The sequence below is a fragment of the Paraburkholderia tuberum STM678 genome, assembly GCF_902833905.1.
In the GTDB taxonomy this organism is placed as follows: domain Bacteria; phylum Pseudomonadota; class Gammaproteobacteria; order Burkholderiales; family Burkholderiaceae; genus Paraburkholderia; species Paraburkholderia tuberum.
Genome location: NZ_CADFGP010000025.1, coordinates 86,285 through 111,973, shown reverse-complemented (window position 1 = coordinate 111,973; position 25,689 = coordinate 86,285). Strand labels below are relative to the sequence as shown.

The window sequence follows — 25,689 nt, the reverse complement described above, 5'->3', positions numbered from 1 at the left end:
CCGACCGCGATGTTCACGCCGCTGTTCGTGATCTCGCGTACGGCAGGATGGAGCGCGCACATCATCGAGCAGCGCGTCGACAACAAGATCATTCGTCCGAGCGCGAATTACACCGGTCCGGACGATCTGCCGTTCGTGCCGCTGGCGAAGCGCGTTTGAGCTGAGGCCGCGAGCTAAACTACCCGCACTGTCCGGCCGGCGCGCGAGCGAAGCGCCGCCCGAGGCCGCCGGCATACCGTCCGGCGGCCGATAACCGTCCTGTCCCTACGTCATGAATACTGCCAACCGCAAACGCCTTCCGGGCACCGAGCTCGACTTCTTCGATACGCGTGCCGCGGTCGACAAGATCGAGCCCGGCGCCTACGACAAACTGCCTTATACGTCGCGCGTGCTCGCCGAAAACCTGGTGCGCCGCTGCGACCCGGTGACGTTGACCGCTTCGCTGAAACAGATCATCGAGCGCAAGCGCGAGCTCGATTTTCCGTGGTTCCCGGCGCGCGTCGTGTGCCACGACATTCTCGGCCAGACCGCTCTCGTCGATCTGGCGGGTCTGCGCGATGCGATCGCCGCGCAAGGCGGCGATCCGGCGCTCGTGAATCCGGTGGTGCCGACGCAACTGGTCGTCGATCACTCGCTGGCCGTTGAGTGCGGCGGTTTCGATCCGGATGCGTTCGCGAAGAATCGCGCGATCGAAGATCGCCGCAACGAAGACCGCTTCGATTTCATCAACTGGACCAAGCGCGCGTTCCGCAACGTCGACGTGATTCCGCCGGGCAACGGCATCCTGCATCAGATCAACCTCGAACGCATGAGCCCGGTCGTGCAGGTGAAGGACGGTGTCGCGTTTCCCGACACGCTGGTCGGCACCGACTCGCATACGCCGATGGTCGATGCGCTCGGCGTGATCGCGATCGGCGTCGGCGGCCTCGAAGCGGAGAGCGTGATGCTCGGCCGCGCGTCGTACATGCGGCTGCCCGATATCGTCGGCGTGGCGCTGAGCGGCAAGCCGGGCGAGGGCATTACCGCGACCGACGTGGTTCTGTCGTTGACCGAGTTCTTGCGCAAAGAGAAGGTGGTCGGCGCGTACCTCGAGTTTTACGGCGAGGGCGCGGCGAATTTGACCTTGGGCGATCGCGCGACGATCGCGAACATGGCGCCCGAGTTCGGCGCGACCGCCGCGATGTTCTACATCGACGAGCAGACGATCCGCTATCTGAAGCTGACCGGCCGCGACGACGAACTCGTCAAACTCGTGGAAACGTATGCGAAGCAAACCGGCTTGTGGGCCGATACGCTGAAGCACGCCGACTACGAGCGCGTGCTCAAGTTCGATCTGTCGAGCGTGGTGCGCACGCTCGCGGGGCCGTCGAATCCGCATCGCCGCTTGCCGGTGTCGGAGCTGGCCGCGCGCGGCATCAGCGGCAAGGTCGAGAACGAGCCCGGTCTGATGCCGGACGGCGCGGTGATCATCGCCGCGATCACGAGCTGCACCAACACGAACAATCCGCGCAACATGATCGCGGCGGGCCTGGTCGCACGCAACGCGAACCGGCGTGGACTCGTGCGCAAGCCGTGGGTCAAGAGCTCGCTCGCGCCGGGATCGAAGGCGGTCACGCTGTATCTGGAAGAGGCAGGGCTCTTGCCTGAACTCGAACAGCTCGGCTTCGGCGTGGTCGCGTATGCGTGCACGTCGTGCAACGGCATGTCCGGTGCGTTGGACCCGGTGATCCAGAAGGAGGTGATCGAGCGCGATCTGTATGCGACCGCCGTGCTGTCGGGCAACCGCAACTTCGACGGCCGGATCCACCCCTACGCGAAGCAGGCTTTTCTCGCGTCGCCGCCGCTGGTCGTCGCCTATGCGATCGCGGGCACGATCCGCTTCGACATCGAGAAGGACGTGCTCGGCGTCGATGCGGACGGTCATGCGGTCACGCTGAAAGATCTGTGGCCGTCGGATGCGGAGATCGATGCGATCGTCGCCGCGAGCGTGAAACCCGAGCAATTCCGCAAAGTGTATGAACCGATGTTCGCGGTCTCCCCCGACACCGGCGCGAAGGCCGACCCGCTGTACGACTGGCGCGAAGAAAGCACCTATATTCGCCGTCCGCCGTACTGGGAAGGCGCGCTCGCCGGCGAGCGAACGCTGAAGGGTATGCGCGCGTTGGCCGTGCTCGGCGACAACATCACGACGGACCACCTGTCGCCGTCGAACGCGATTCTGCCGGACAGCGCGGCCGGCGAATACCTGACGAAAATGGGCCTGCCCGAAGAGGACTTCAATTCGTACGCGACGCACCGCGGCGATCACTTGACCGCGCAGCGCGCGACCTTCGCGAACCCGACGCTGAAGAACGAGATGGTGCTGGAGAATGGCCAGGTGAAGGCCGGTTCGCTCGCGCGTATCGAGCCCGAAGGCAAGGTCACGCGCATGTGGGAAGCGATCGAAACGTATATGGAGCGCAAGCAGCCGCTGATCGTGATCGCGGGCGCCGACTATGGCCAGGGGTCGTCGCGCGACTGGGCCGCGAAGGGCGTGCGGCTGGCCGGCACCGAAGCGATCGTCGCGGAAGGCTTCGAGCGGATTCACCGCACGAACCTCGTCGGCATGGGCGTGTTGCCGCTCGAATTCAAGCCGGGCGTGAATCGCCTGACGCTCGGCATCGACGGCACCGAGACGTTCGATGTGATCGGCGAGCGCAAGCCGCGCGCCGATCTGACGCTGGTGATTCATCGCCGCAACGGTGAGCGCGTCGAAGTGCCGGTGACGTGCCGGCTCGATACGGCCGAAGAGGGGTCGATCTACGAAGCCGGTGGCGTGCTGCAGCGTTTCGCGCAGGACTTTCTCGAGTCGACCAGAGCAGCGGCTTGACGGGTAGACGCGCGTTTGCAGTGAACGTCGCAACAGACCAGGGCGATGCGGCTTGACGAGCCGCATCGCCCTTCATCAAAGAACATGTCACCTCAGGACACCTTCATGGCCCACCTTCCCCAGATCAAGATTCCGGCCACCTATATGCGCGGCGGCACCAGCAAGGGCGTGTTTTTCCGTCTGCAGGATCTGCCCGAGGCCGCGCAGCGACCGGGCGCCGCGCGCGACGCGCTGCTGATGCGCGTGATCGGCAGTCCCGATCCGTACGGCAAGCAGATCGACGGCATGGGCGGCGCGACGTCGAGCACCAGCAAGACCGTGATCATTTCGCGCAGCAGCCGGCCCGGTCACGACGTCGACTATCTGTTCGGGCAGGTGTCGATCGACAAGGCGTTCGTCGACTGGAGCGGCAATTGCGGCAACCTGTCGGCCGCGGTGGGACCGTTCGCGATCAGCGCGGGCCTCGTCGATGCGGGCCGCGTGCCGCGTGACGGCGTCGCGATCGTGCGCATCTGGCAGGCCAATATCGGCAAGACGATCATCGCGCACGTGCCGATGAGCGATGGCGCGGTGCAGGAAACCGGCGACTTCGAGCTCGACGGCGTGACCTTCCCGGCCGCCGAAGTGCCGCTCGAATTCATGGACCCGGCCGCCGACGAAGAAGGCGCGGGCGGCGCGATGTTCCCGACCGGCAACCTCGTCGACGACCTGGAGGTGCCGGGCGTCGGTACGTTGAAGGCGACGATGATCAACGCGGGCATCCCGACGATCTTCGTCGCCGCCGAGGCGATCGGCTACAAGGGCACCGAGTTGCAGGACGCGATCAACAGCGACGCGAAGGCGCTCGCGATGTTCGAGACGATTCGCGCGCATGGCGCGCTGCGCATGGGGCTCATCAAGCATCTCGACGAGATCGCGACGCGGCAGCACACGCCGAAGGTCGCGTTCGTCGCAAAGCCGGTCGATTACGTGGCGTCGAGCGGCAAGCCGGTGCGCGCGGGCGACGTCGATCTGCTGGTGCGCGCGATGTCGATGGGCAAGCTGCATCACGCGATGATGGGCACGGCGGCGGTCGCGATCGGCGCCGCGGCGGCGATCGCGGGCACGCTCGTCAATCAGGCGGCGGGCGGCGGCGAGCGTGAGTCGGTGCGCTTCGGGCATCCGTCGGGCACGTTGCGCGTCGGCGCGCAGGCGAGTCGGAAGGACGGCGAGTGGGTCGTCACGAAAGCGATCATGAGCCGCAGCGCGCGCGTGTTGATGGAGGGGTGGGTCAGGGTGCCGCAGCAGGGCTGAGGCGGCGCCGATGTCGGCCAACGTCAGCGGCACGGAAGGCTACGTAGAGCAGGCCGCCGCGCTCGCGGCGATGGGGGCATACGGTGCTCGCGGTCTACAATGGCCGCTCCGGCCGCGCTCCCATAACCACTCCCCAGCGGCCGACTCAGTCCCGACGCAGAGGAGCCACGATGCAGAACAGGCTGGACGCCGACGCAACGAAGTCCGGCGACGCGGCGCACGACATCGCGCGCGCGAGACGCGCTGTGCTCGTGATCGCGATTGCGCAATTGCTCGGTACGTCGTTGTGGTTCAGCGCGAACGGCGCGATGCGCGATCTGCAGATCGCCTGGCATCTGAGCGCGTCCGGTATCGGCTGGCTGACGAATGCAGTGCAGGCTGGCTTTATCGTCGGGACCTTGCTGTCGGCGACCACCGGACTCGCGGATCGCGTGTCGGCGAGCAAGGTGTTCGCCGTCTGCGGCGTGCTCGGCGCGACCTTGAATGCGCTGTTCGCGCTGTGCAGCAGCGGGCTCGCGTCGGCGCTCGTGTTTCGCTTCGGCGTGGGCGTCGCGCTTGCCGGCATCTATCCGCTCGGCATGAAGCTGCTCGTTACGTGGGACCCGCGCCGCGCCGCGCAGACGCTCGCGTTGCTCGTTGCGATGCTGACGCTCGGCACGGCGTCGGTGCATGCGATTCGTGCGTTGCTGTCGAGCGTGCCGTGGCAAACCGTGGTCCTCACTTCGTCGGGACTCGCGGTGATCGGCGCGCTGCTGGTGTTCGTGCTCGGCGAAGGGCCGCACGCGCGGCGCTCAGGCAGCCGACGCTTCGGTTTGTCGGCGGGCGTCGGGCAGGTCGTGCGCATCAGCGAGTTTCGCTCGGCCGCGCTCGGCTATTTCGGTCACATGTGGGAGTTGTACGCGTTCTGGACGCTGACGCCGCTGCTCGTGCAGCGCGCGTTCGCGAGCGGGGCGCCGGCGGCGCCGGGCACCGTCGCGTTGTGGTCGTTCCTGATCATCGCGATCGGTGCGCTCGGCTGCCTGTTCGGCGGCAGACTCAGCCAGGTGGTCGGCAGCGCGCGTACCGCCGCTCTCGCGCTGACGATCTCGGGCACGCTGTGCGCGATTTATCCGCTGACCACGGGGCTCGGCACCGCCGCGCAGCTCGGGTTACTACTCGTGTGGGGCATCAGCGTGATCGCCGATTCGCCGCAGTTTTCGGCGCTGTCCGTGAAGGCCTGTCCCGCCGACAAGATCGGCGGCGCGCTGACGCTGCAGAACAGCTTCGGCTTTTTCCTGTCCGCCTGCTCGATCCTGTGGTCGACCAGCGTATTTCACGCGCTCGACGTGCGCGTCGCATGGCTGCTGCTGCCTGGGCCGATCATCGGTCTGATCGCGATGACGCCACTGTTGCGCAAGCAGCCACGCTGGTGATGCTCGCGCTGCGTTACTTGCCGCCGTGCTTTTCCTGCCAGCGCTGCATGAACGCGATCTCGTCATGCTGCGCCTTGATGATGTTGCGCGCGAGCCGCTTGATCTCCGGGTCCTTGCCGTATTTCAACTCCGCCTGCGCCATCTCGATCGCGCCCTGGTGATGCGGGATCATGTGCGCGACGATCCCGGTCGGCGTCGCCGGTGTATTCGGGGGCGCTCGTCTCATGCATCATGCGCTCGTCGGCGGCCTTGAAGGCTTGCGTCGATGCGCCCGCGTCGGTATGCGCCGAATCCGGCATGTCCATGCCGGGCATGCCCTGATGTTGCGCGTGAGCGGGCAGAGCCGCCGCCGCGAATGCCAAACCGCCGAACACACAGAGAGCGCGCAACGCGCGAAGGTTTTTCAGATTGGTTTTCCGTTGTTGAAGAGTGTGGCGACGTGATCCGCGCGATTCTAACGGTCACGTCGGACATCGTGGAGCCTCCTGCCGTGGTAAGGTCAAGCGGAGGCAAAGCAACGCACGCCTATAATGAAACGCGACTGGATGACCAAGCCAGCATCATTGGCAGCATCACTCACTCAACGAGGCTGACAGCATGTACATCGCGATGAACCGCTTCAAAGTGGCGCCCGGCTCCGAGGACGCCTTCGAACATCTGTGGACCACGCGCGACACCCATCTGAAAGAGGTGCCGGGCTTCGTCGAATTTCATTTGCTGAAGGGACCGCGCAAGGACGATCACGTCCTCTATTCGAGCCATACGATCTGGCGCGACCATGGATCGTTCGAGGCATGGACGAAGTCCGACGCGTTTCGTGCCGCGCATCGCAGTGCCGGTAACGAAAACCGCGTGTTGTATCTCGGCCACCCGGAATTCGAAGGCTTCGAAGTCATCCAGACCGTCAAATAGCGCGGTGCTCGCGCGGCGCCTGCATGCCGGTTCGCATTCGCGCGGGCATGGCGCATGCACATCCGACGCGCATCGCGCGTGGACATCGAGCTGCTCACGGCAGCGCACCACTCACCAAGGATCGAAAACATGAAAGCCGTCAGAATCGGTTCTCCCGCCACAGTCGATAGCCTGCAGGTCGTCGATCTCGCCGATCCCGGTCAGCCCGAGGCCGGGCAGATTCGCGTGCGCATTCGCGCTAGTTCGTTGAACTACCACGACTACGGCGTCGTCAGCGGCAATCTGCCGGCCGAAGCGGGCCGCATCCCGATGGCCGATGGCGCGGGCGTCGTCGAAGCGGTCGGCGCAGGCGTGCGCGAATTCAAGGCCGGCGATCACGTCGTGTCCTGCTTCTTCCCACACTGGGAAAACGGTTCGCCCGCGATCGGCGATTTTGCGACCACCCCCGGCGACGGCGTCGACGGCTACGCGCGCGAAGTCGTCGTGCTGCCGAGCCACTACTTCACGCGCGCGCCGGCCGGCTACAGCCACGCCGAAGCCGCGACGCTGACCACGGCGGGGCTGACCGCGTGGCGCGCGCTGGTCGTCGACGGTCAGTTGAAGGCAGGCAGCAGCGTGCTCGTGCTCGGCACCGGCGGCGTGTCGATCTTCGGCTTGCAGATGGCGAGGGCGATGGGGGCGTCGGTGATCGCGACGTCGTCGTCGAATGCGAAGCTCGCGAAGCTGCGCGAACTGGGTGCCGACCATACGATCAACTATCGCGACAATCCCGAGTGGGGCAAAGAAGTGCGTCACATCACCAACGGGCGCGGTGTCGATCACGTAGTCGAGGTGGGTGGTCCCGGCACGCTGCCGCAGTCGATCACCGCATGCCGCATCGGCGGGCACATCGCGCTGATCGGCGTGCTGACCGGCCGCGCGGGTCCGGTGCCGACCGCGCATCTGATGGCGCGGCAACAGCGTCTGCAAGGGCTGATCGTCGGCAGCCGGCAGGATCAGATCGACATGGTGCGCGCGCTCGAGACCACGGGCATCAAGCCGGTGATCGACAGCACGTTCGCGCTGGACAAGCTCGCCGACGCGTTCCGGCACGAGGCATCGGGTGCGCACTTCGGCAAGATTTGTGTGGCGATCTGAGGATTCAACGCTCGCGCCCGGCCCGCATGACCCGCGGGATCGCTAGGGCCTGTTCACGCTAATAACGGGCTTGCGAACGTGCCTTTCCGCCCGTAGCGCAAGGAGAGAGGAGCGCCGTTTGGCCGAGCCAAACAAGCGACGACCGACGCCGCAATACGGGCGCAAAGGCACGTTCCCCTGTTTTAAAAAAACCTTCAAAGGGCTGGCCGCCAGAAGGGCCGATCGCCGCGTCATGCTCCTTGCGAATACGTCGAGTATTCGTTGCGTCGCAATCCTTGCGCTCGGCCCTTCTGGCGGCCAGCGCAAGCCCGTTATTAGCGTGAACAGGCCCTAGCTCAAATGCCCCTCGCGAGGTCCGCGAAACAGACACCCGTCGCCTCGCAGGCCTGCGTGAACCCTTCGTCGTAACTCGTGAAAAACAGCGTGCGCGTCGTGCCGAGCGTTCTGAACAGCTCGGCGAGCACCGCGCGCGCTGACGCGTCGAGTCCGCCGGCCGGTTCGTCTGCGATCAGCACGCGGGTTTCGCCGAGCGCGGCCGCCGTCAGAAACACCTTTTTGCGGCTGCCATACGACATCTGCTCGAAACGTTTGTCCAGATGCGGCGCGAGGCCGAAGCGTTCGGCGAGCGCGAGCACGTCGTCGGTCAGCGCGGTGTGCCGCGCCGCCGCAACCTGCCGCAGATAATCGCGGCCGGTCTGATCGGGCCAGCTCATGCTGTCTTCCGGCACATACGTGAGCAGCGCTTGCGCCGCATGCGGCGCGGCGCGCAGCGAATTACCGCCGAGCCATACGTCGCCGGTGTCGGGTTCGAGCGCGCCGGCGAGGATGGCGAGCAACGTCGATTTGCCGCTGCCGGATTCATCGTTCAACGCGACGCAGCCGGACGTCGCGTCGAAGTGCAGTCCTTCGAACAGGACGCGGTCGCTATAGCGCTTGCTGAGGTTGTCGAATCGAAGCATGGGTTGGCGCGCAGAGGGCGATGTGAACGCGGCGCAGGATTGCGCCACGCCTCGTGCATGCCGTGCGGGATCTGCGCCACGGTAATTTCGCGCCAGTGTAGCAGCGCGCGCCTGGTTCCTTCGCGCCGTTACGCAGACGTCGGCGTGTCCAGAAAGAACTCCACCATCCGATCACACACGCGTTCGAACATCTGCGTGCCCGTCACGGTCGGGCAACCGCGCGCGCGTGCCGCTTCGATCAGCGGCGTAAGTGGCGGTTTCGTTACGACATCGCCGACAAAAGTCGTGGCCGGCAAGCGCGCGACGTCGATCGGCAACGAATCGCCCGCGCGCATGCCGAGCGGCGACGCGTTGACGACCACGTCATACGGACTCGGGTCGAGGTCGGCCGCCGCACCGCGCGCCGTGCCTCGGCCGAGCGCATTGAGCCGTGCGGTCAGCGAGCCGGTGCGTTCGACGTCGTTGTCGCGCACGTCGAGCGAGCCGACGCCGCGCTGAATCAGCGCATGGCCGATCGCCGAGCCCGCGCCGCCCGCGGCGACCAGCAGCGCGCGCTTGCCCTGTAGTTCGCAGCCCGCCGCGACGAGCGCCGCAACGAAGCCGGTGCCGTCGAACATGCCGCCATGCCAGCTGCTGTCGGCGTTGCGGCGCAGCGTGTTGACCGCGCCAAGGAACGCGGCTTCTTCGGCGAGCGTCGCGCAATAGCTCGCCGCGGTGAATTTGTGCGGCACCGTGATGATCACGCCGTCGACGTTGCGCATCGGCGCGATGCCCGCGAAAAAAGCCGGCAGATCGGCTGGCGCGACGTGCGCGGGCACCACCAGCGCATCGCGGCCGGCCGAACGCAACGCGGCGGTCACGCCGGACGGCGAGCGCACCTGCGCAATCGGATCGCCGACGATGAAATACACGCGCGTCGCGCCGCTCAGACCCGCGTCGAGCGACGCCGCGAAGGAAGGGTTTTCAGCCCGCTGCATGATCGAATCTCCTGAGTGCAGCATAGGAAAGAACCGTCGATGCCGCTCGGCGCCGGCGCCCAAAAGCAGAACCTGAGAGAAAGTGTCGATGATGCGAACGGGTCCGTAGAGAGCCGTCGCTCATCCTGCCAGCTGATTCCAAAATCCTGACTTAATCGTGGCCTATTTTCAGATCATTTAGGTCCGTCTAATCACGTTTTGTCAGTAATTGTGACTGATTTTAATTGGGGCGCGGTTAGATATAGACATTAAAAACACGCGCTGCTTTTTACGCTGATAAACTGTGCGCGGAGCCAAGGCGGCGACGCCCTACGCGCGCTTGCCGCGTAACCTTCCGGCGTGTCGATGGTCGGATAGATGGTACAAATAGGCTTTTTCCGCGGCTTTGACAGACGCGTGCCGCCGGCATACTACCTTCGGCTAATGCGGCTCACCGGGATGCACAGATCGTCGTCCTTCTGAATTGTCCTTTGAGCCTCGCCGTGTGGCGCTTCGCCCCCAGCCGATTTTCCGCAGACTCCGCCTTCCGATTTCGACAGGTAAGTTTGACAGAAAGCTTGATTAAGTAAGGGCTTGTTCAAGTCCGCATTTTGGAAATGACTCATGAAGCCGGGAAATAATTCGCTTGGGAAAAAGCGCGCACGCAAAATTGCGGTCGCGGCTGTGGCGGTGCTGATCGCGGTGTTGGTCGGTTGGGGCGTCTGGTATATCCAGCATCGCGCCGAGCCGCAGGCGCCGGCGCTGAGCGGCATTGCGAGCCAGATGCGTCACGATGTATCCGCGTGGACGCATGCGGAGAAGGATGCATCGACGATGCTGCGCGACATTCACGACACCAACGTCGCGGCGATCGGCGTGAGTCCCAACGCGATTCTGGTGTCGCTGCGTGACGGCTCGAAGTACTTCGTCACCGATCACAACGCAACCTTCTCGCACGCGCTGCTGCTGGGCGAGCGCTCCGACGCCGCCGCGTACCAGCTCGTGTGGCTGCCCGACGTCGACATCCACAGCGACGGTGCACGCTGGACCCAACTGTTCGACCAGTTCCGCGACGCGCTGAGCGTGCTGCTGCCGCTCGTGCTGATCGGCGGCATGGCGTGGTTCATGCGACGCGAGATGAAGGGCGGCGCGAAGCTGCTCAGCGAAACACCGACGCTGCGTTTCGACGACGTGATCGGCGCGAACGAAGCGAAGGCCGCGCTCGCCGACATTCGCGGTTACCTGTCCGATCCGAAGCAGTTCTCGTCGCTGGGCGTGCGCGCGCCGTGCGGCATCCTGATGGTCGGCGCGCCCGGCGTCGGCAAGACGCGGCTCGCTCAGGCGTTGGCCGGCGAATGCGGCGCGAACTTCATTTCGATCACGGGCAGCTATTTCAGCGCGAAGTACTACGGTGTCGGTATCCAGAAGGTGCGGCACCTGTTCGAACTCGCGCGCAAGAACGCGCCGACGGTCATCTTCATCGACGAAGCGGACGGTCTCGCGAAACGAACCGACACCGGCGGTGGTCCGGTCGAAGCCGAAAGCAACCGGATCATCAACCAGCTGCTCGCGGAGATGGACGGCTTCGAGTCGAACGAGGGCGTGATCGTCGTGGCCGCGACCAACCATCCCGACAATCTCGACGAAGCATTGCGCCGCCCCGGCCGTTTCGATCGCACGGTGCAGGTGCGTCTGCCGGATCGCGAAGACCGCGCCAAGATTTTCCGTTTCTACGCGCAGCGGCTGAAGTCGAAAGCGGCGGATATCGACTACGACCAGCTCGCGCGTTTGACGACTGGACTGTCGCCGGCCACCGTCGCGATGGTCGTGAATCAGGCGGGGCTGATCGCGCGCAAGGCGGGCGATAACGAAATCGCCGCGAAGCACTTCATGGAAGCGATCAAGATCGCGCGCATCGGCGACGTGAGCGGCGCCGAGCGCGCGCTCACCGAGGACGAGCGCAGGCGCATCGCGGTGCATGAGGCGGGTCATGGTCTGGTCGCGGCGCTGCTTGGCACCGGCGTGCTCGAGGAAGTGACGATTCTGCCGCGTGGCGGCGCGCTTGGCGTCGCGCTGATCACGAAGGCGCAGGACAAGCACCTGTACCGCGAAACGGAAATCCGCAACGAGATCCAGGTGCTGCTCGGCGGACGCAACGCGGAGATTCTGATGTTCTCCGAAGCATCGAGCGGCGCCGCGTCGGACTTGCAGGAGGCCTCGCGTATCAGCCTCGACATGGTGTCGAAGTTCGGCTTCAACAGCGACGGCGATCTGTTCAGTCTCGCGGCGCTGCCGTCGCAGTATGCGGGCCTGCAAATGAAGAGCGCAATCGAGCATGCGAACGTGCTGCTCAAGGAGCTCAACGAACTTTGCTACGGGCTACTGCACGCGTACGAGCCGGTACTGCGCGACATTTCGGACCAGTTGCTCGAGCACGAGACCGTACCCGGGGACACCGTTTATCGGTTCATCGCCGAGCACAAGAGCACGTTGAAGATCGTGCACGAGCCTGCGGCGGCTTGACGGGCCTGATGATGCGCTACGCGAAGTCCGACGATCCCGGGTCGGTCGGCATCGCGGGAAAGCGCCGCGCGCATCGTGTTCTTCTTTCGTTTGGCCGGTTCGGTCCCGTGGAGTGCGTCAGATGAGGGGCGGCCGGGTGGTGAGGCCGAATGATAGCGTGAGGCGCGTAGCCGGATAGATCGGCGACCTGGTTCGATCTGTCAGGCTACGTCGGAAGCGACGTTCTCCGCCGCTTTCAATACCGATTCGCCGCGCGTCTTCACTCGCAAAATCGGCGCCTCGATCAACCGCCACGACAGCACCGCAATGCCAAGCGAAATCGCGAACGACGCGACGATGCCAAGCATGTGTGCCCACATCGGCACGGTGCCGCCAAACAACGCCTCGGCGTGACGGTTACGCGTCAGATCGGGGATCAGGTTGTGATACAGATAGAAGCCGTAACTGATACGCCCAAGACCGGCGAGCCAACGCGTCTGTAGCAGACCCATCACGGCAGCATTGCGGCAACACGCGATCGAAGCCACCAGCGCCGCGATACCGATCCCGTACGTTGCGCTGATCGCGGTAAACAGCAAGGGATCGTCGAGCATGTTCCACCTCGGCTCGGCCGCGCACAAACCGATCACGACCAGACTCAGCGCGAACAGCGTCAGGCCATGACCGAGCCAGGCACGCGCGCGGCCGCGATCGTCCTCGATCACCAGACCACCGATGCCGCCCAACGCGAGCAACCAGACATTGCTCAACGGGTGCGTATAGATCGTGATCTCATCCCAATGCGCGGCGCGCATCGCGAACAGCGCGGCAAGGCCGAGCGCCACGATCGCCCAACATGCCGCTCGATGTCGCCGCGTCGCGAGCAGCAGCAAAAACGGCGCAACGACGAGATAGAACTGCTCCTCGATCGCGAGGCTCCACAAGTGCGAATAGCGGCCCGGCCAGTAACGCAGCACCGAGCCGATCCAGAAGTTGGACAGATACGCGAAGTGAAACGGCATGCCGCTCGCCAGTTCCGGATTCGCGAGGCCGAATGCCATCAGCACGCACATCACGACGAGCATCAGGTAATAGATCGGAAAGATGCGCACCGTGCGACGAAACAGAAAGCGCCCGAGTTCGGTGCGGAAACAGCTGTCGCCCTCTTCGATGCGCGCGCGCCGCGACGACAGGATGCCGATGATCAGAAAGCCGCTCAGCGCAAAGAAGATCCACACGCCGAGATGCCCGATTTCGCCGATGTCGCCGAAGAGTCGATGCTGCAGAAACACCATCAGCACAGCGATCGCGCGCAATCCATCGAATCCGGCAATTCTGTTTTTCATAAACCTCTATTCGCAAAGCGGCGGAAAAGCACGAAAACATCGTACGGGGAAAAAATGCGAAAAAAATCGCAGCGCGCGTTCGATGATTTATTTTCGAGGCTCGCGTCCATCCATGAAGACGGGTGTCCCTGTTTCGTGCATGAAAAGCCGCAAAACTTTCCGCGTGTTCGCTAAAGACGCGCCGAGTATTACCAGTCGCCAACGACTCCATTTCAGAAAGCCGTTGTGAAAGCGAACATTAGAGGCGCATCGTCAGCGCCTTCGCCTGCGTCATAGGTGATGCATTGAACGATCGAGTCTTTTGTCGTTCGCACAGGTCGGCACGCTTTACCACGGTCATCGCTTTCCAGCGGCGGTCATCAGTTCCGCGGTCCGCTGGTATTTCAAGTTTCAGCTCAGCCTGCGTGATATCGAAGAGCTGCTATTCGAGCGGGGGTTATCGTCAGCTACGAAACAGTCCGACGCTGGTGCGATAAATTCGGTGCCCGTTTCGCCCACCGTGTCAAAGCGGCGCGTCGCAAGCCCGGCACGACATGGCACCTTGACGAAGTATTTGTGACGTTGCGCGGCGAGCCTTACCTGCTGTGGCGCGCTGTTGATCAATCGTGAAAAAGCGGGAGAGGGCACACGCACCCTTTCCCGCCGACCGCTTACCACTGATACGAGGCACCAATCCCGGCAGTCGTGCCACCCGCGGACATCCCAACACCCGCTTTCACCTTGATGTTGTCCTTGATACGAGCCGTACCGCCCAGTGCGATCGCCTGATAACCGTTGTAAGTCGCTGCCGCGATACCGAACGACAGTTTCTTGCCTTGATCGACTTCTGGAATCATCGTCAGCGCGGTAGCGGCGGCGATTCCCGAGTAGGCGTTCCTGGCGAGATTGTTGACCGCCTGGTTGGTCGCGTTGATACGCTGATCGGTGTAGTTGTTGGCCTGCTGAACGCCTTGTGCGACCGAGCTGTTCATCTGACCGACATTGACTGCATCCGTGTCCGCCGTACCCGCTGCGACGTTGGTGATCTGGCGTTCGTGACCCGCTGAACCCACCGATACCGAGTTATCGCGATCCGTCACCGAGCCCTGACCCAACGCCACTGAGTTCGCATTGCCAGCCTGCGAGCCCGTGCCGATCGCCGTCGAGTTGACGCCGGTCGCCGCCGCATTGGCGCCCACTGCCACCGCGTTCTCCGCTGCGGCGCTGGCGTTTGCCCCAACCACCGTGCTGCCCGCACCGGTACCCGGCATCGCCGCGTTAGCCACTGCTTCACTGTTGCGGTCCGACGACGAAACATCCGGAGTGACCGGCTGGATGTTCGACACCTGGGAACCGAGATCCTTCACCTGGCCGTTGAGATCCGTCACCTGGTCCTGCAACGCCGACAGCTGGCCGTAGTTCACCGCGTCATACTGGCTCGTGCCGTTCGCCACATTGGTCAGGATCACCGGACCTGCGCTCTGGCCTCCACCCAGCGTCACGGAACCGAAGTTCACCGAACCGTCAACGTTACGGTCGTACTGCACCGCGCCCGACAGTTGTGTTCCGACGTCGCCCACCTGGGTCTGCAGCTTCGTGATGTCCGTGGTGTTCCGCGTGACCCGGTCATCCAGGTTGGTGACGGCATCGCCTACGCTATGCACGGTCGTACCACCCACGCTGTAGCTCGGCGCGCTGACCGTACCGTCCGGGTTCACAGTCGAACCGCCACCCAGTGCCTGGGCCATGCTCGACGCCGTGCCATACAGCTGGCTGCCGTTCACCGCATCCACGCTCGACGCGTTCACCGCGCCTGCGGCCACGCCTGTCACTGTGCGGTCGCCCGCCGTGCCCGCCATGTTCACCACCGTACCGTCGGTGTCCTTGGCAACCGTAATGTCACGGGTGGTCGCGTCCTGCTGGACCAGACCCACCGAGCCATCAGCCAGTTGGTTCTGCACGTTCGTGATATTCGCGGTGTTCTGCGCGATGTCACTCGCGTTCTGCGTCGTACGGCCGTCGATGTTGGTAACAGCATCGCTGATGCTATGCACTGTCGTGCCGCCCACGGCGTAGCTCGGTGCGCTGATCGTGCCGTCCGCGTTCACGGTCGAACCGCCACCCAGTGCCTGGGCCACGCTCGATGCCGTGCCGTACAGCTGGCTGCCGTTCACCGCGTCCGTGCTGCTAGCCGACAGCGTACCGGCCGCCACATTCGTGATCTGGCGTTTGAGCGTCGCGTTGCCAACCGACACCGCATCGTCGCGGTCTGCGATCGAATCTGCACCCAGCGCCACCGAATTCGCCGCCTGTGCATTCGCCTTCGCGCCAAGTGCCGCGGATTTGTCGCCCGAGGCAGTCGAAAAGTTACCCATTGCCGCTGCACTTCCTCCGGTGGCAAGGGCGTTGTACCCCAGCGCAGAACTATCCGTACCCTGGGCCATCGCGCCTGCGCCGACCGCGGTTCCATGCGAGCCAGCTACGGTGTATGCGCCCAGCGCTACACCAGAATAACTATCGCTTACGGCCGTGTCGCCAAGTGCAATACCGCCCAGCGAAGCACGAGCGTTAGCTCCGATAGCAACACCATTGATATCCGTGTTGGAGCCGTTGCCCAAGACAAGAGGATTATTCCAGCTAGCGGTTGCTGCGCTGCCCACATTGGCGGATGCGCCCGCACCGACCGCAACCGACTTGGCTGCCGCGATCGCATCGTCCGTGCCATCCTCCAGGCCGCCCGCCTTGAAGTAGCGACTCGCGTTCGCGATTGCCTGGTTGGTCGCGTGCAACTGCGAACCGTTCACCGCTTCGGTGCTGGTGTCGCTCAGCGCACCGGCCTTCACGCCGCTCAGCGTGCGCACGCCATCGGTGCCACCGAAGTCCACCGTCGTGCCGTCCAGGTCCCTGGCCACCGTGATGGTCTTGCTGGTCGCGTCCTGCTTCACCAGGCCGACGCTGCCGCCGTCCAGCTGCTGCGTCAGGTTCGTGACCGAGCCTTCCACGTTGGTCACGCGGCCGTCGATGCTGGTGATTGCCGTCGCGTTGGCCGCAATGCTGGCCGTGTTGGTCGTCACGTTCTGGTTGGTCGCGTGCAGCTGCGAACCGTTCACCGCTTCGGTGCTGGTGTCGCTCAGCGCACCGGCCTTCACGCCGCTCAGCGTGCGCGCGCCATCGGTGCCACTGAAGTCCACCGTCGTGCCGTCCAGGTCCCTGGCCACCGTGATGGTCTTGCTGGTCGCGTCCTGCTTCACCAGGCCGACGCTGCCGCCGTCCAGCTGCTGCGTCAGGTTCGTGACCGAGCCTTCCACGTTGGTCACGCGGCCGTCGATGCTGGTGATCGCCGTCTTGTTGGCCGCAACGTTCGTCGTGTTGTCGGCGATGTTCGTCGTGTTGGCCGTCACGTTCTGGTTGGTCGCGTGCAGCTGCGAACCGTTCACCGCTTCGGTGCTGGTGTCGCTCAGCGCACCGGCCTTCACGCCGCTCAGCGAGCGAACGCCATCGGTGCCACTGAAGTCCACCGTCGTGCCGTCCAGGTCCCTGGCCACCGTGATGGCCTTGCTGGTCGCGTCCTGCTGCACCAGGCCGACGCTGCCGCCGTCCAGTTGCTGCGTCAGGTTCGTGACCGAGCCTTCCACGTTGGTCACGCGGCCGTCGATGCCGGTGATCGCCGTCTTGTTGGCCGCAACGTTCGTCGTGTTGGCGGCGATATTCGTCGTGTTGGTCGTAATGCTGGCCGTGTTGGCCGTCACGTTCTGGTTGGTCGCGTGCAGCTGCGAACCGTTCACCGCTTCGGTGCTGGTGTCGCTCAGCGCACCGGCCTTCACGCCGCTCAGCGAGCGCGCGCCATCGGTGCCACTGAAGTCCACCGTCGTGCCGTCCAGGTCCCTGGCCACCGTGATGGTCTTGCTGGTCGCGTCCTGCTGCACCAGGCCGACGCTGCCGCCGTCCAGTTGCTGCGTCAGGTTCGTGACCGAGCCTTCCACGTTGGTCACGCGGCTGTCGATGCTGGTGATCGCCGTCGTGTTGGCCGCAACGTTCGTCGCGTTGTCGGCGATGTTCGTCGTGTTGGCCGCAATGCTGGCCGTGTTGGCCGTCACGTTCTGGTTGGTCGCGTACAGCTGCGAACCGTTCACCGCTTCGGTGCTGGTGTCGCTCAGCGCACCGGCCTTCACGCCGCTCAGCGTGCGCGCGCCCTCAGTGCCACCGAAATCCACCGTCGTGCCGTCCAGATCCCTGGCCACCGTGATGTTCCGGGTCGCTGCGTCGTGCTGCACCAGACCGATCGTGCCGTCGTTCAGGTTGTTGGTGACGTTCGTGATGTCGCCACTCATCTTCGTGATGTCGGCTTTGTTGATCGCGATGTCCTTGCTGTTGTCGAGCGCGATGTTGTGGATCATCACTAGGCCATCGTTGAGGTTATCGATGAACCAGGCGTTGCGGCGCACGCTTTCGTCGATGTTGGCAAACGCGTCACCCACGTTGTTGACCGTCGTACCGCCCACGCTGTAGCTCGGCGCGCTGATCGTGCCATCCGACTTGATCGCCGCCCCACCGCCTAGCGCATTCACCACTCCGCCGAGCTGGCTCAGATTGACGGCATCCGTACTTTGGGTACCTGCAGCCAGGTTCACGATCTGGCGTTGGCCGGTGGACGTGCCTACCGACACCGTATTCGCCCGGTCGGCCACCGAATTCACGCCCAAAGCTACGCTATTGGTGGCGGTGACCGTGCTCCCGAAACCGAGCGCCACAGAATCTGAGGCACTCACGGTTGAAGCCGAGCCGAAAGCTGCCGAGCGATCACCGTTGACAACGGCCATTTCGCCGAGCGCAATCGTGCCACCCCCGTTCGCCTCGGCTGAATCGCCGATGGCAATGGCCGAGCTACCGTCATAATTAACGTCGCCTTTAGCGTTTGCACCAGCACCAATCGCTATCGATCCAGGAGTGCTGGCAGAAGCAGCGACGGTGGTGCTGGTCGAATTGTCAATAGCAATGTTGCCATAGACGCCAATAGGGTTCGCAACTTTAGCAGCAGCATTCCCACTGTAGCCGGCAATCACACCCAAGGCTACGCCGATGCTACCCATCACGCAGCGTGACTTGCTGCGCTTGCCGCGACGTGCAGTGTGCTCGGATGCAGCCACCCACGACCCAAGGGCTTCACTCCAGATGCTGACATAGGACTTGTTCATGACATGATTCCCTTTAAATTTTGAAAAAGAATTGAGTTATGCGAACTAATGCCAAATCGCCGTTGCCATTTCTTGCTGTTCGATATCAGCTGCAAAAACGGGGGCGATGACGATCCAGAAAGCTCATGGCCGCAGTAAGAATCGGCCAGATTTCTGCCGAGTCAATCTAGGGCAGGCCTTTGCTAAATCTCTGTAACTGGGTTCAGTCTATATTTTTGAGATTGGATAAAAATAGGACCGGTCCGAATCGGCGCGGGCCGGTATTTGAGCGCTGCAGCGCTTGAGATGGCGGCACTGCCTGCTAACGCGGAGAGCGTGGCAAGGTCAGAAATCTTGACGGGACGGCAGATAGTGGATTTTTGGGATTGGATAAAAATAGGACCGGTCCGAATCGGTGCGGGCCGGTATTTGAGCGCTGCAGCGCTTGAGATGGCGGCACTGCCTGCTAACGCGGAGAGCGTGGCAAGGTCAGAAATCTTGACGGGACGGCAGATGGTGGAAAGGGTGCCTATGTGTTTCATCAACTATCAACAGTTCAGCGATGCCCGTCGCCAATGCTTGCGCTGACGAGTGCAACCGCGCGCCGAACGGGTTTCAGTCGAGCTTCACGTAACAGGCGACGACCAGAAGTGAAGGCGGGGACAGGCGCAAACCGCAACGCCGCCCGCCACAGGCGGCTCAATCGACATCAAACACGCAACGAGTCGGAATCGCCGTATGATGCGGAAATCATTCCTTGCGTCCCTGATTCAGGTCCGCCATGCCATCACAGAGCACAGATTCCAGCAGGCATGGACGCGTGGTTCACACGCTCAACGGCGACTCACGCGTTGATGAGCCGAGCAGGCTGAACCGCTATCAGCGGACGCTCGTCATGGGCGCGGGCGTCGCGGTCTCGTTTGTCCTGGTGCTGTTGACCGGCGTTGTGCTGAAATCGACGGTCACGGACTACGTCGAGGATCGCTATACCGATTTCGCTCTCCGGCAGACTCACGCCGCAGAGACCCAACTGTGGTCAAGCGGTTAGTTGAGGACAGGAGTGCGACATGGTTTCCGCCAGCCACCGATCCCTTTAGCGAACAGCCCGCCATCCGGCTGGTCATGCCGGCCTTCGCTTGAGCGCGAAGTGCTGACGGATCGGACCGAAGCTCGATAAGAAAGCCTGCGTGCGTTCAGGATCGCACCCGCTGATGCGTGGCCATTGACGTTCTTGCGTGCCGCCAGCGCGCATTCTTCGAGAAGACGAATGGAAACCCCAGGCCGTGGCCGTGGACGATCGGTCGAAGTCGATTTCTTTCGCGGTATCGTGCTGATCGTCATCGTGCTCGATCACATTCCCGGCAGCACGCTATCGCATCTGATGCTGCACGCGTACGCGTTGTGCGATTCGGCCGAGGTGTTCGTGTTTCTCGGCGGCTATGCATCGGCCGCGGCGTATACGGCGGTGCTTGCGCATCGCGGCGAACACGCGGCGCAGTTGCGCTTCCTCAAACGCTGCGGGGAGATCTATTGCGCGTATCTGTTGACGGCGATGCTGACGCTCGTGTCCGGCGCGATTCTCGCGCTGCTCGATCTGAATCGGCCGATGGTAGAAATGACCGGCTGGCCGCCGTTCGCGTTGCAGCCATGGCGTCAAGCATTCGATATCGCGCTGTTGCGCCGGCAACCGTATCTGTCCAGCGTGCTGCCGATGTACGTGCTGTTCGCGCTATGCGTGCCCGTGATGGTGCCGCTCGCGCGCCGCTCTGCATCGCTCGCGCTCGCGGTGAGCGTCGCGGTGTGGGCCGTCGCGCGGCCGCTCGCCGCGTTATTCAGCATTGACGCTGTCGCCGACTGGGCTTTTAATCCGTTTGCGTGGCAACTGATGTTCGTGCTCGGTATGCTGTGCCGCGTGCAGCCGATCAGCGAACGTTTTCATGCGAGCTATACCGCGCAGTGGCTCACGCGCGTCGCGGTGGTCGCGGTGCTTGGCTTCGCGATGGTCAAACTTTTCGTGCTGACGCAGCCTTTGCCCGGCACGCACAAGCAGAATCTTTCAGTGGAACGTGTGATCAATTTCATCGTCATCGCGTGGCTCGCAGCCCAGTTCGTGCGGATGGGCAGTATCGCGTGGCTAGCGAGGCGGCTGCCCGCCGTCGTGACGGTGGGGCGCACCGGACTCGTGTGCTTCGTGACCGGCACGCTGGTGTCGTTGATCATCGACACGGCGACACCGCACACGTTTCACGGTTTTCGCGCGGTGCTGGTCGGGCTCGGCGGCGACCTCGCGGCGATCGGCGCGCTGCTGATGATCGCGCGCGGCTGGAGCGGCTGGAAAGGGCAGCAGTCGGGCGCACAGGCGAATGGCGCGGGTTGCGAATGACACGACGCGAGCGCCGCGTGCGCATCACGACCACGATGCGCACGACGCGCAAGCTCGTTGGACTCGCAACCGTGATGAGCGTCGTCGTGCTCGCGTGGCTCGCGATGCATCGCACGGCCGCGCAGGCCAAAGAGACACCGTTCGCGATGCACTGCGCGGAGTTCGCGGGCGCGGTGCTGTCGCCCGAATTGATCGAGATCCCGACGGCCGGCGCGCTGATCGAAAGCGCGGCGATGATCGGCGCGACCGCGCCGGGCAATCAGCAAGGCGGCGAGTATTGCCGCATCACGGGGCGCATCAAGGCGCTGAATCGGACAACGCCCGACATCCGCTTCGATCTGAATCTGCCGAGTCGCTGGAATGGCCGTGCGTTGCAGATCGGCGGCGGCGGGTACAACGGCGTGGTTGTCAGCGGCACCGGCGTGATGCCGTTCTCGCCGGATCGCGCGCCGCTCGCGCAAGGCTACGCGACGTTCGGTGACGACTCGGGGCATGTCGGCGATTCGTCGCTCGCGGAGTTTGGTCTCGTCGATGAAGCGGTGACGAACTTCGGCTACGCGCATCTGAAGAAAACCCATGACGTCGCGCTCGCGTTGATCGCGCACGCGTACGGCAGGCCGCCGCAGCGCATGTATTTTGCCGGCGGCTCGACGGGGGGCCGCGAAGGCTACACGGTGATGCAGCGCTTCCCCGACGACTACGACGGCGTGATCGCCAATGCGCCCGCGCTGAATTTTTCCGGCGTGCGGCTGATCGGCGTGAAGCTCGGCCAGGCCGAGTACGGTACGCCGGGCGGCTTCGTGCCGCCGGCGCTGCTCGAACGCGTCTATCAACGCACGCTCGAGGTATGCGACCGGCTCGACGGCATGGCGGACGGCATCGTTAGCGACGTCGAAGCATGTCGCGCGCACGAAGCGCAAATTGTCGATTCGCTGCGTTGCGCGCTGCGCCTTTCATCTGACGATGCGTGTCTGACCGACGCGCAACTGGCCACCTTGCTGGCGATGCGCGACGGGCTGTCGCTGCCGTATCGGCTCGCGTGGGAGGTGAGCGGCTATCGCGGCTACAACGTGTTCCAGGGCACGCAACTGACCGGCGCGCTCGGGCTCGCGCATCAGCCGCGGCGTCAACCGGTACCGACGTTCTATGCGAACGGTTATCTGTTCGCGCAAGGCGACGGCTATCTGCGCTACTTCGTCGCGCGCGACGCGGACTTCGATTCGTTGACGTTCGATCCGCAACGCCCCGGCAAATATCGCGCGCGACTGATCGCGCTGTCGGGCACGATCGGCGCGATGAACCCCGACCTGTCGCGTTACATCGCGCACGGCGGCAAGCTGATCACGCTGCAGGGTCTCGCCGACGAAGTGATCAGCCCGAACCAGACGATCGCATATCACGACGCGCTAGTCGCGCGTTTCGGCAAGGACGAGGTGGATCGCTTCATGCGGCTGTACATGGTGCCGGGGTTTCAGCATGGCAACGGCGTGTTCATTCCATCGGTCGATCTGCTCGGCGCGCTCGACGCGTGGGTCACGCGCGGCGTCGCGCCCGAAACGCTGATGGCCACAGATCTCGCCGCGGCGACGAATGGACGCTCGCGGCCGCTGTGCCGCTATCCCGGGTTTCCGCGCTATCTCGGCCGAGGCAATGTAAATCTGGCGAGTAGTTTTGTCTGTGCGCAGCCCTGAGGTCTGAGTCGTCGCAGCGCCTGTTTGACCGGCGAGCCGCGCAACAAAGCGTGCGGACCGAGCCGGGGCCCACGCCCGACGAGCCGACAGCCCGAGCGCCACCGCCTTTTCGCGCACGTAGCGCCGCAACCGCACGATCTGTTCGTCCGCTCGCGTGCGCTGCACGCTTTCGCACTTTCCATTACATTGCGGATGCGGCGCGTTCCTTCGCGCCGTTTCCTGTCATTCAACAGCGGTGTCGGCCATCATCGAGTCCATGCAGCCAATCGTTTCGGTCACGAATCTGTCGAAAACCTATGCCAGCGGTTTTCAGGCACTGAAGAACATCAATCTGGCGATCCACCGTGGAGAAATCTTCGCGCTGCTCGGGCCGAACGGCGCGGGCAAGACCACGCTGATCAGCATCGTCTGCGGCATCGTCAACGCGAGCGAAGGCGGCGTGACGGTGGACGGCCACGACATCGGCTCCAACTATCGCGCGGCCCGCTCGTTGATTGGCCTCGTGCCGCAGGAGTTGACCACGGACGCGTTCGAAACCGTCTGGGCCACCGTGTCGTTCAGCCGCGGCCTGTTCGGCAAGCCGAAGAACCCCGCTTACATCGAGAAAGTGCTGCGCGACCTGTCGCTCTGGGAGAAGCGCGACAACAAGATCATCACGCTGTCGGGCGGCATGAAGCGGCGCGTGTTGATCGCGAAGGCGCTGTCGCACGAGCCGCGCGTGCTGTTTCTCGACGAGCCGACCGCCGGCGTCGACGTCGAGCTGCGGCGCGACATGTGGAAGCTCGTGCGCTCGCTCGCGGCGAGCGGCGTGACGATCATCCTGACCACGCATTACATCGACGAAGCCGAGGAGATGGCCGACCGCATCGGCGTGATCAACGCGGGCGAAATCATGCTGGTCGAAGAGAAGACCGAGCTGATGCGCAAGCTCGGCACGAAGCAGTTGACGCTGCAACTGGAGAGCCCCCTCGACACGGTGCCGGCTTCGCTCGCCGGCTACGGGCTCGCGGTCGCGAACGGCGGCAACGAACTGACCTACACCTATGAAGGCGAGGGTGGGCGCACCGACATCATCGCGCTGCTGAAATCGCTCGACGACGCCGGTATCCGCTTCAAGGACCTGCACACCACGCAGAGTTCGCTCGAAGACATTTTCGTCAGTCTGCTGCGGGGGAACCCATGAACATCTACGCAATGCGCGCGATCTACAAGTTCGAAATGGCGCGCACGTGGCGCACGCTGATGCAAAGCATCATCGCGCCGGTGATTTCCACGTCGCTGTACTTCGTCGTGTTCGGCTCGGCGATCGGCTCGCGTATCAAGGAAGTGGAGGGCATCAGCTACGGCGCGTTCATCGTGCCGGGTCTGATCATGTTGTCGCTGCTGTCGCAAAGCATCGCGAACGCGTCGTTCGGGATTTACTTCCCGCGTTTCACGGGCACGATCTACGAGCTGCTGTCGGCGCCCGTATCGTATCTGGAGATCGTCGTCAGCTATGTGGGCGCGGCGGCCACCAAGTCGATCCTGCTCGGGCTCATCATTCTCGCGACCGCCGCGCTGTTCGTGCCGTTGCAGATCATGCATCCATACTGGATGGTGCTGTTTCTCGTGCTGACGGCCGTCACGTTCAGTCTGCTCGGCTTCATCATCGGCATCTGGGCGGACAGCTTCGAGAAGCTGCAACTGGTGCCGCTCCTGATCGTCACGCCGCTCACGTTTCTCGGCGGCGCCTTCTATTCGGTGGACATGCTGCCGCCGTTCTGGCACGCCGTCACGCTGTTCAATCCGATCGTTTATCTGGTCAGCGGATTTCGCTGGAGCTTCTACGAGCTGGGCGACGTCGGCGTCGGCCTGAGTCTCGGCATGACACTGCTGTTTCTCGCGGTGTTCCTCGTGATCGTCGGCTGGATCTTCAGGACCGGCTATCGCTTGAAAAGCTGATAAGACCGCGCGATTAGCAGAGGGCGCGACAGCGAAAAGCCGTCGCGCCCTCTTCATCGATACGCGCAGACGCCGACTACAACTACAACAGATACGCCTGTGCGACATTGATCAACTGCACGCGGTTGCGCACGTTGAACAGCTGCCGCAAGCGCCGCAGATGATAGTCGACGTTATGCGGCGACAGCCCGAGGAAATACGCGATTTCCTTGTCGCGCTGCCCCTGCACGACCGCCTTCAGCACCGCGTGCTGCAGCTTGCTGAGCGCGACGCGCTGCTGCTGCGCGGGCGCGATGCCGATCACGCTTTTCGCGTGCATCCAGATGAACTCATGAATCGAGTGCGCGAACATCAGCGTTTCCGCGACGATCGATTCGGTCATCCAGCGCGGGTTGCCGATCTCCGAATTGAAGCACAGGCTCGCGCTCAGCTCCGGCTCCGGCAGCGGCATCTGCGTGAGAATGCCGCTCTTGCGGTCGGTCGCCTCCAGCATGTCGATCAGCGCGGCGAGCCGCTCGCTGCGCAGCTGCGCGCGCGGCAGGTCGGCGCGCAGGTCGGCGGTATTCCACAGAAACGGCATGCCGGTCGGCGACGCGAGCGCGACGCGCGGGTCGAGCTCGAAATAGCGCTCGCGGAAATAGCGCGTGAGCCATGCCTGCGACTCGTAGCTCGTCAACACGAACATCGTCTTGTGATGCGAAGACGTGCGCGTGGCGGTATAGCTGAACGAGTCGAAGCCCAATTGCCTGATGCGCCGACGCACGAACTCCATGCGGTCCTGCGCGCTGCCGAACCGTCCGAGCGGACCGATCAGCGGCGCGGCCCGCCCCGCCGCGGGCGACGGCGTGCCGATTTCTTCCTCGGTGAACAGAGTCAGAAAGCCACTGCGACCCGCACCATTCGCGGCGCGGGGAGACATCTTCACTGCTTCAGCCGCGTGGGCTGATTGCGCGGCGTGCCGCGCGCCGGCCGGGTAAGCCGGTTGGGCGGATGCCGCTCTCGGGTGTGCTGCCGACGCGTGCCCGGCTTCGCCTTGCGGCGAGCCGGTCAGCCATTGCGGCAGCGTATCGCATTCATGTTCCATGAAACGGTAGCTCCGGCGTTCTAAACGCGTGAAGGACGACAACCTCAATGA

General features: G+C 63.8%; 18 protein-coding genes and 4 pseudogenes. 13 read left to right on the top strand and 9 right to left on the bottom strand.

From position 1 onward, the window contains the following. From HWY30_RS22225 to HWY30_RS22210, 4 genes are all read left to right on the top strand, one after another. Window positions 1-159 (top strand): citrate/2-methylcitrate synthase (locus tag HWY30_RS22225; RefSeq protein WP_279613295.1); only part of this gene is annotated, 159 nt, incomplete at its 5' end. Window positions 160-271: 112 nt separating this feature from the next. Then, entirely contained in the window at window positions 272-2,869 is a 2,598-nt protein-coding gene (gene acnD / locus HWY30_RS22220) for a Fe/S-dependent 2-methylisocitrate dehydratase AcnD (RefSeq protein ID WP_090809236.1), read from the top strand. Between the two features lie 105 nt (window positions 2,870-2,974). Continuing rightward, window positions 2,975-4,162 (top strand): 2-methylaconitate cis-trans isomerase PrpF, encoded by a 1,188-nt coding sequence (prpF, locus tag HWY30_RS22215; protein ID WP_090809238.1) that lies wholly within the window; start codon window positions 2,975-2,977, stop codon window positions 4,160-4,162. A 170-nt stretch (window positions 4,163-4,332) separates the two neighbouring features. Next, window positions 4,333-5,574: an MFS transporter gene (locus tag HWY30_RS22210; RefSeq protein ID WP_090809240.1), complete on the top strand. Its 1,242-nt coding sequence runs from the start codon at window positions 4,333-4,335 to the stop codon at window positions 5,572-5,574. Between the two features lie 13 nt (window positions 5,575-5,587). On the opposite strand, the pseudogene copM reads toward HWY30_RS22210, so the two are convergent. Beyond that, window positions 5,588-5,981 (bottom strand): annotated as a pseudogene (copM, locus tag HWY30_RS22205) (CopM family metallochaperone). Between the two features lie 190 nt (window positions 5,982-6,171). Here copM and hmuQ point away from each other — a divergent pair. Together hmuQ and HWY30_RS22195 are read left to right on the top strand one after the other, a co-directional pair. Beyond that, on the top strand, window positions 6,172-6,486 hold the full coding sequence (hmuQ, locus tag HWY30_RS22200; RefSeq protein ID WP_018424703.1) for a heme-degrading protein HmuQ: 315 nt from the start codon (window positions 6,172-6,174) through the stop codon (window positions 6,484-6,486). 129 nt (window positions 6,487-6,615) lie between these two features. Continuing rightward, window positions 6,616-7,623: a zinc-dependent alcohol dehydrogenase family protein gene (locus HWY30_RS22195; RefSeq protein ID WP_090810426.1), complete on the top strand. Its 1,008-nt coding sequence runs from the start codon at window positions 6,616-6,618 to the stop codon at window positions 7,621-7,623. 335 nt (window positions 7,624-7,958) lie between these two features. On the opposite strand, the gene HWY30_RS22190 is transcribed toward HWY30_RS22195, so the two are convergent. Both HWY30_RS22190 and HWY30_RS22185 read right to left on the bottom strand, forming a co-directional pair. After that, complete coding sequence (locus tag HWY30_RS22190; protein WP_090809241.1) at window positions 7,959-8,582, bottom strand: ABC transporter ATP-binding protein; 624 nt, start codon at window positions 8,580-8,582, stop codon at window positions 7,959-7,961. A 128-nt stretch (window positions 8,583-8,710) separates the two neighbouring features. Further along, window positions 8,711-9,559, bottom strand: a complete 849-nt coding sequence (locus tag HWY30_RS22185) for a shikimate dehydrogenase family protein (protein WP_090810428.1) — start codon at window positions 9,557-9,559, stop codon at window positions 8,711-8,713. 603 nt (window positions 9,560-10,162) lie between these two features. Here HWY30_RS22185 and HWY30_RS22180 point away from each other — a divergent pair. Next, the gene (locus HWY30_RS22180; RefSeq protein WP_090809242.1) at window positions 10,163-12,061 is read left to right on the top strand and encodes an ATP-dependent metallopeptidase FtsH/Yme1/Tma family protein; all 1,899 of its coding nucleotides are present in this window, start codon (window positions 10,163-10,165) and stop codon (window positions 12,059-12,061) included. Between the two features lie 200 nt (window positions 12,062-12,261). Here HWY30_RS22180 and HWY30_RS22175 read toward each other — a convergent pair whose 3' ends face one another. Then, window positions 12,262-13,386, bottom strand: a complete 1,125-nt coding sequence (locus HWY30_RS22175; protein WP_090809244.1) for an acyltransferase family protein — start codon at window positions 13,384-13,386, stop codon at window positions 12,262-12,264. A 301-nt stretch (window positions 13,387-13,687) separates the two neighbouring features. Here HWY30_RS22175 and HWY30_RS22170 point away from each other — a divergent pair. Beyond that, a pseudogene (locus tag HWY30_RS22170) lies at window positions 13,688-13,989 on the top strand (IS6 family transposase); the annotation flags it as partial. A gap of 47 nt (window positions 13,990-14,036) precedes the next feature. Here the strand turns inward: HWY30_RS22170 and HWY30_RS22165 are convergent. The 3 genes and pseudogenes from HWY30_RS22165 to HWY30_RS22160 all read right to left on the bottom strand — a co-directional run bounded on the left by HWY30_RS22165 (window position 14,037) and on the right by HWY30_RS22160 (window position 19,081). Beyond that, window positions 14,037-18,185 carry a beta strand repeat-containing protein gene (locus tag HWY30_RS22165; protein WP_341809938.1) on the bottom strand — a complete coding sequence of 1,383 codons (4,149 nt, stop codon included), beginning with the start codon at window positions 18,183-18,185 and terminating at the stop codon, window positions 14,037-14,039. A gap of 282 nt (window positions 18,186-18,467) precedes the next feature. Next, a pseudogene (locus tag HWY30_RS43310) lies at window positions 18,468-18,560 on the bottom strand (ESPR domain-containing protein); the annotation flags it as partial. Window positions 18,561-18,742: 182 nt separating this feature from the next. Beyond that, the gene (locus HWY30_RS22160; protein WP_143037259.1) at window positions 18,743-19,081 is read right to left on the bottom strand and encodes a hypothetical protein; all 339 of its coding nucleotides are present in this window, start codon (window positions 19,079-19,081) and stop codon (window positions 18,743-18,745) included. Window positions 19,082-19,359: 278 nt separating this feature from the next. Between HWY30_RS22160 and HWY30_RS22155 the strand changes: the two genes are divergently transcribed. Beyond that, a complete protein-coding gene (locus HWY30_RS22155) occupies window positions 19,360-19,587 on the top strand; it encodes a hypothetical protein (protein ID WP_090809251.1) in 228 nt (75 codons plus the stop codon). A gap of 84 nt (window positions 19,588-19,671) precedes the next feature. Here HWY30_RS22155 and HWY30_RS22150 read toward each other — a convergent pair. Then, a pseudogene (locus tag HWY30_RS22150) lies at window positions 19,672-19,740 on the bottom strand (transposase); the annotation flags it as partial. A 66-nt stretch (window positions 19,741-19,806) separates the two neighbouring features. Here HWY30_RS22150 and HWY30_RS22145 point away from each other — a divergent pair. The 4 genes from HWY30_RS22145 to HWY30_RS22130 all read left to right on the top strand — a co-directional run bounded on the left by HWY30_RS22145 (window position 19,807) and on the right by HWY30_RS22130 (window position 24,554). Beyond that, on the top strand, window positions 19,807-20,922 hold the full coding sequence (locus HWY30_RS22145) for an OpgC domain-containing protein (protein WP_090809253.1): 1,116 nt from the start codon (window positions 19,807-19,809) through the stop codon (window positions 20,920-20,922). Beyond that, window positions 20,919-22,613: a tannase/feruloyl esterase family alpha/beta hydrolase gene (locus HWY30_RS22140; RefSeq protein WP_090809255.1), complete on the top strand. Its 1,695-nt coding sequence runs from the start codon at window positions 20,919-20,921 to the stop codon at window positions 22,611-22,613. The genes HWY30_RS22145 and HWY30_RS22140 overlap by 4 nt, the downstream gene beginning before the upstream one ends. 256 nt (window positions 22,614-22,869) lie before the next feature. Next, window positions 22,870-23,796, top strand: a complete 927-nt coding sequence (locus tag HWY30_RS22135; protein ID WP_090810431.1) for an ABC transporter ATP-binding protein — start codon at window positions 22,870-22,872, stop codon at window positions 23,794-23,796. After that, window positions 23,793-24,554, top strand: coding sequence for an ABC transporter permease (locus HWY30_RS22130; protein ID WP_090809257.1), 762 nt, complete (start codon window positions 23,793-23,795; stop codon window positions 24,552-24,554). The genes HWY30_RS22135 and HWY30_RS22130 overlap by 4 nt, the downstream gene beginning before the upstream one ends. Window positions 24,555-24,636: 82 nt before the next feature. Here the strand turns inward: HWY30_RS22130 and HWY30_RS22125 are convergent, their stop codons facing one another. Further along, window positions 24,637-25,638, bottom strand: a complete 1,002-nt coding sequence (locus HWY30_RS22125) for a helix-turn-helix transcriptional regulator (protein WP_090809259.1) — start codon at window positions 25,636-25,638, stop codon at window positions 24,637-24,639. Between the last annotated feature and the right edge of the window lie 51 nt (window positions 25,639-25,689).

What these genes read in the sequence shown, in the direction of transcription:
- acnD (WP_090809236.1), top strand. Translation starts at nt 272, where the DNA reads ATGAATACTGCCAACCGCAAACGCCTTCCGGGCACCGAGCTCGACTTC.
- prpF (WP_090809238.1), top strand. Translation starts at nt 2,975, where the DNA reads ATGGCCCACCTTCCCCAGATCAAGATTCCGGCCACCTATATGCGCGGC.
- HWY30_RS22210 (WP_090809240.1), top strand. Translation starts at nt 4,333, where the DNA reads ATGCAGAACAGGCTGGACGCCGACGCAACGAAGTCCGGCGACGCGGCG.
- hmuQ (WP_018424703.1), top strand. Translation starts at nt 6,172, where the DNA reads ATGTACATCGCGATGAACCGCTTCAAAGTGGCGCCCGGCTCCGAGGAC.
- HWY30_RS22195 (WP_090810426.1), top strand. Translation starts at nt 6,616, where the DNA reads ATGAAAGCCGTCAGAATCGGTTCTCCCGCCACAGTCGATAGCCTGCAG.
- HWY30_RS22190 (WP_090809241.1), bottom strand. Translation starts at nt 8,582, where the DNA reads ATGCTTCGATTCGACAACCTCAGCAAGCGCTATAGCGACCGCGTCCTG.
- HWY30_RS22185 (WP_090810428.1), bottom strand. Translation starts at nt 9,559, where the DNA reads ATGCAGCGGGCTGAAAACCCTTCCTTCGCGGCGTCGCTCGACGCGGGT.
- HWY30_RS22180 (WP_090809242.1), top strand. Translation starts at nt 10,163, where the DNA reads ATGAAGCCGGGAAATAATTCGCTTGGGAAAAAGCGCGCACGCAAAATT.
- HWY30_RS22175 (WP_090809244.1), bottom strand. Translation starts at nt 13,386, where the DNA reads ATGAAAAACAGAATTGCCGGATTCGATGGATTGCGCGCGATCGCTGTG.
- HWY30_RS22165 (WP_341809938.1), bottom strand. Translation starts at nt 18,185, where the DNA reads ATGGCCGTTGTCAACGGTGATCGCTCGGCAGCTTTCGGCTCGGCTTCA.
- HWY30_RS22160 (WP_143037259.1), bottom strand. Translation starts at nt 19,081, where the DNA reads ATGAAACACATAGGCACCCTTTCCACCATCTGCCGTCCCGTCAAGATT.
- HWY30_RS22145 (WP_090809253.1), top strand. Translation starts at nt 19,807, where the DNA reads ATGGAAACCCCAGGCCGTGGCCGTGGACGATCGGTCGAAGTCGATTTC.
- HWY30_RS22140 (WP_090809255.1), top strand. Translation starts at nt 20,919, where the DNA reads ATGACACGACGCGAGCGCCGCGTGCGCATCACGACCACGATGCGCACG.
- HWY30_RS22135 (WP_090810431.1), top strand. Translation starts at nt 22,870, where the DNA reads ATGCAGCCAATCGTTTCGGTCACGAATCTGTCGAAAACCTATGCCAGC.
- HWY30_RS22130 (WP_090809257.1), top strand. Translation starts at nt 23,793, where the DNA reads ATGAACATCTACGCAATGCGCGCGATCTACAAGTTCGAAATGGCGCGC.
- HWY30_RS22125 (WP_090809259.1), bottom strand. Translation starts at nt 25,638, where the DNA reads ATGGAACATGAATGCGATACGCTGCCGCAATGGCTGACCGGCTCGCCG.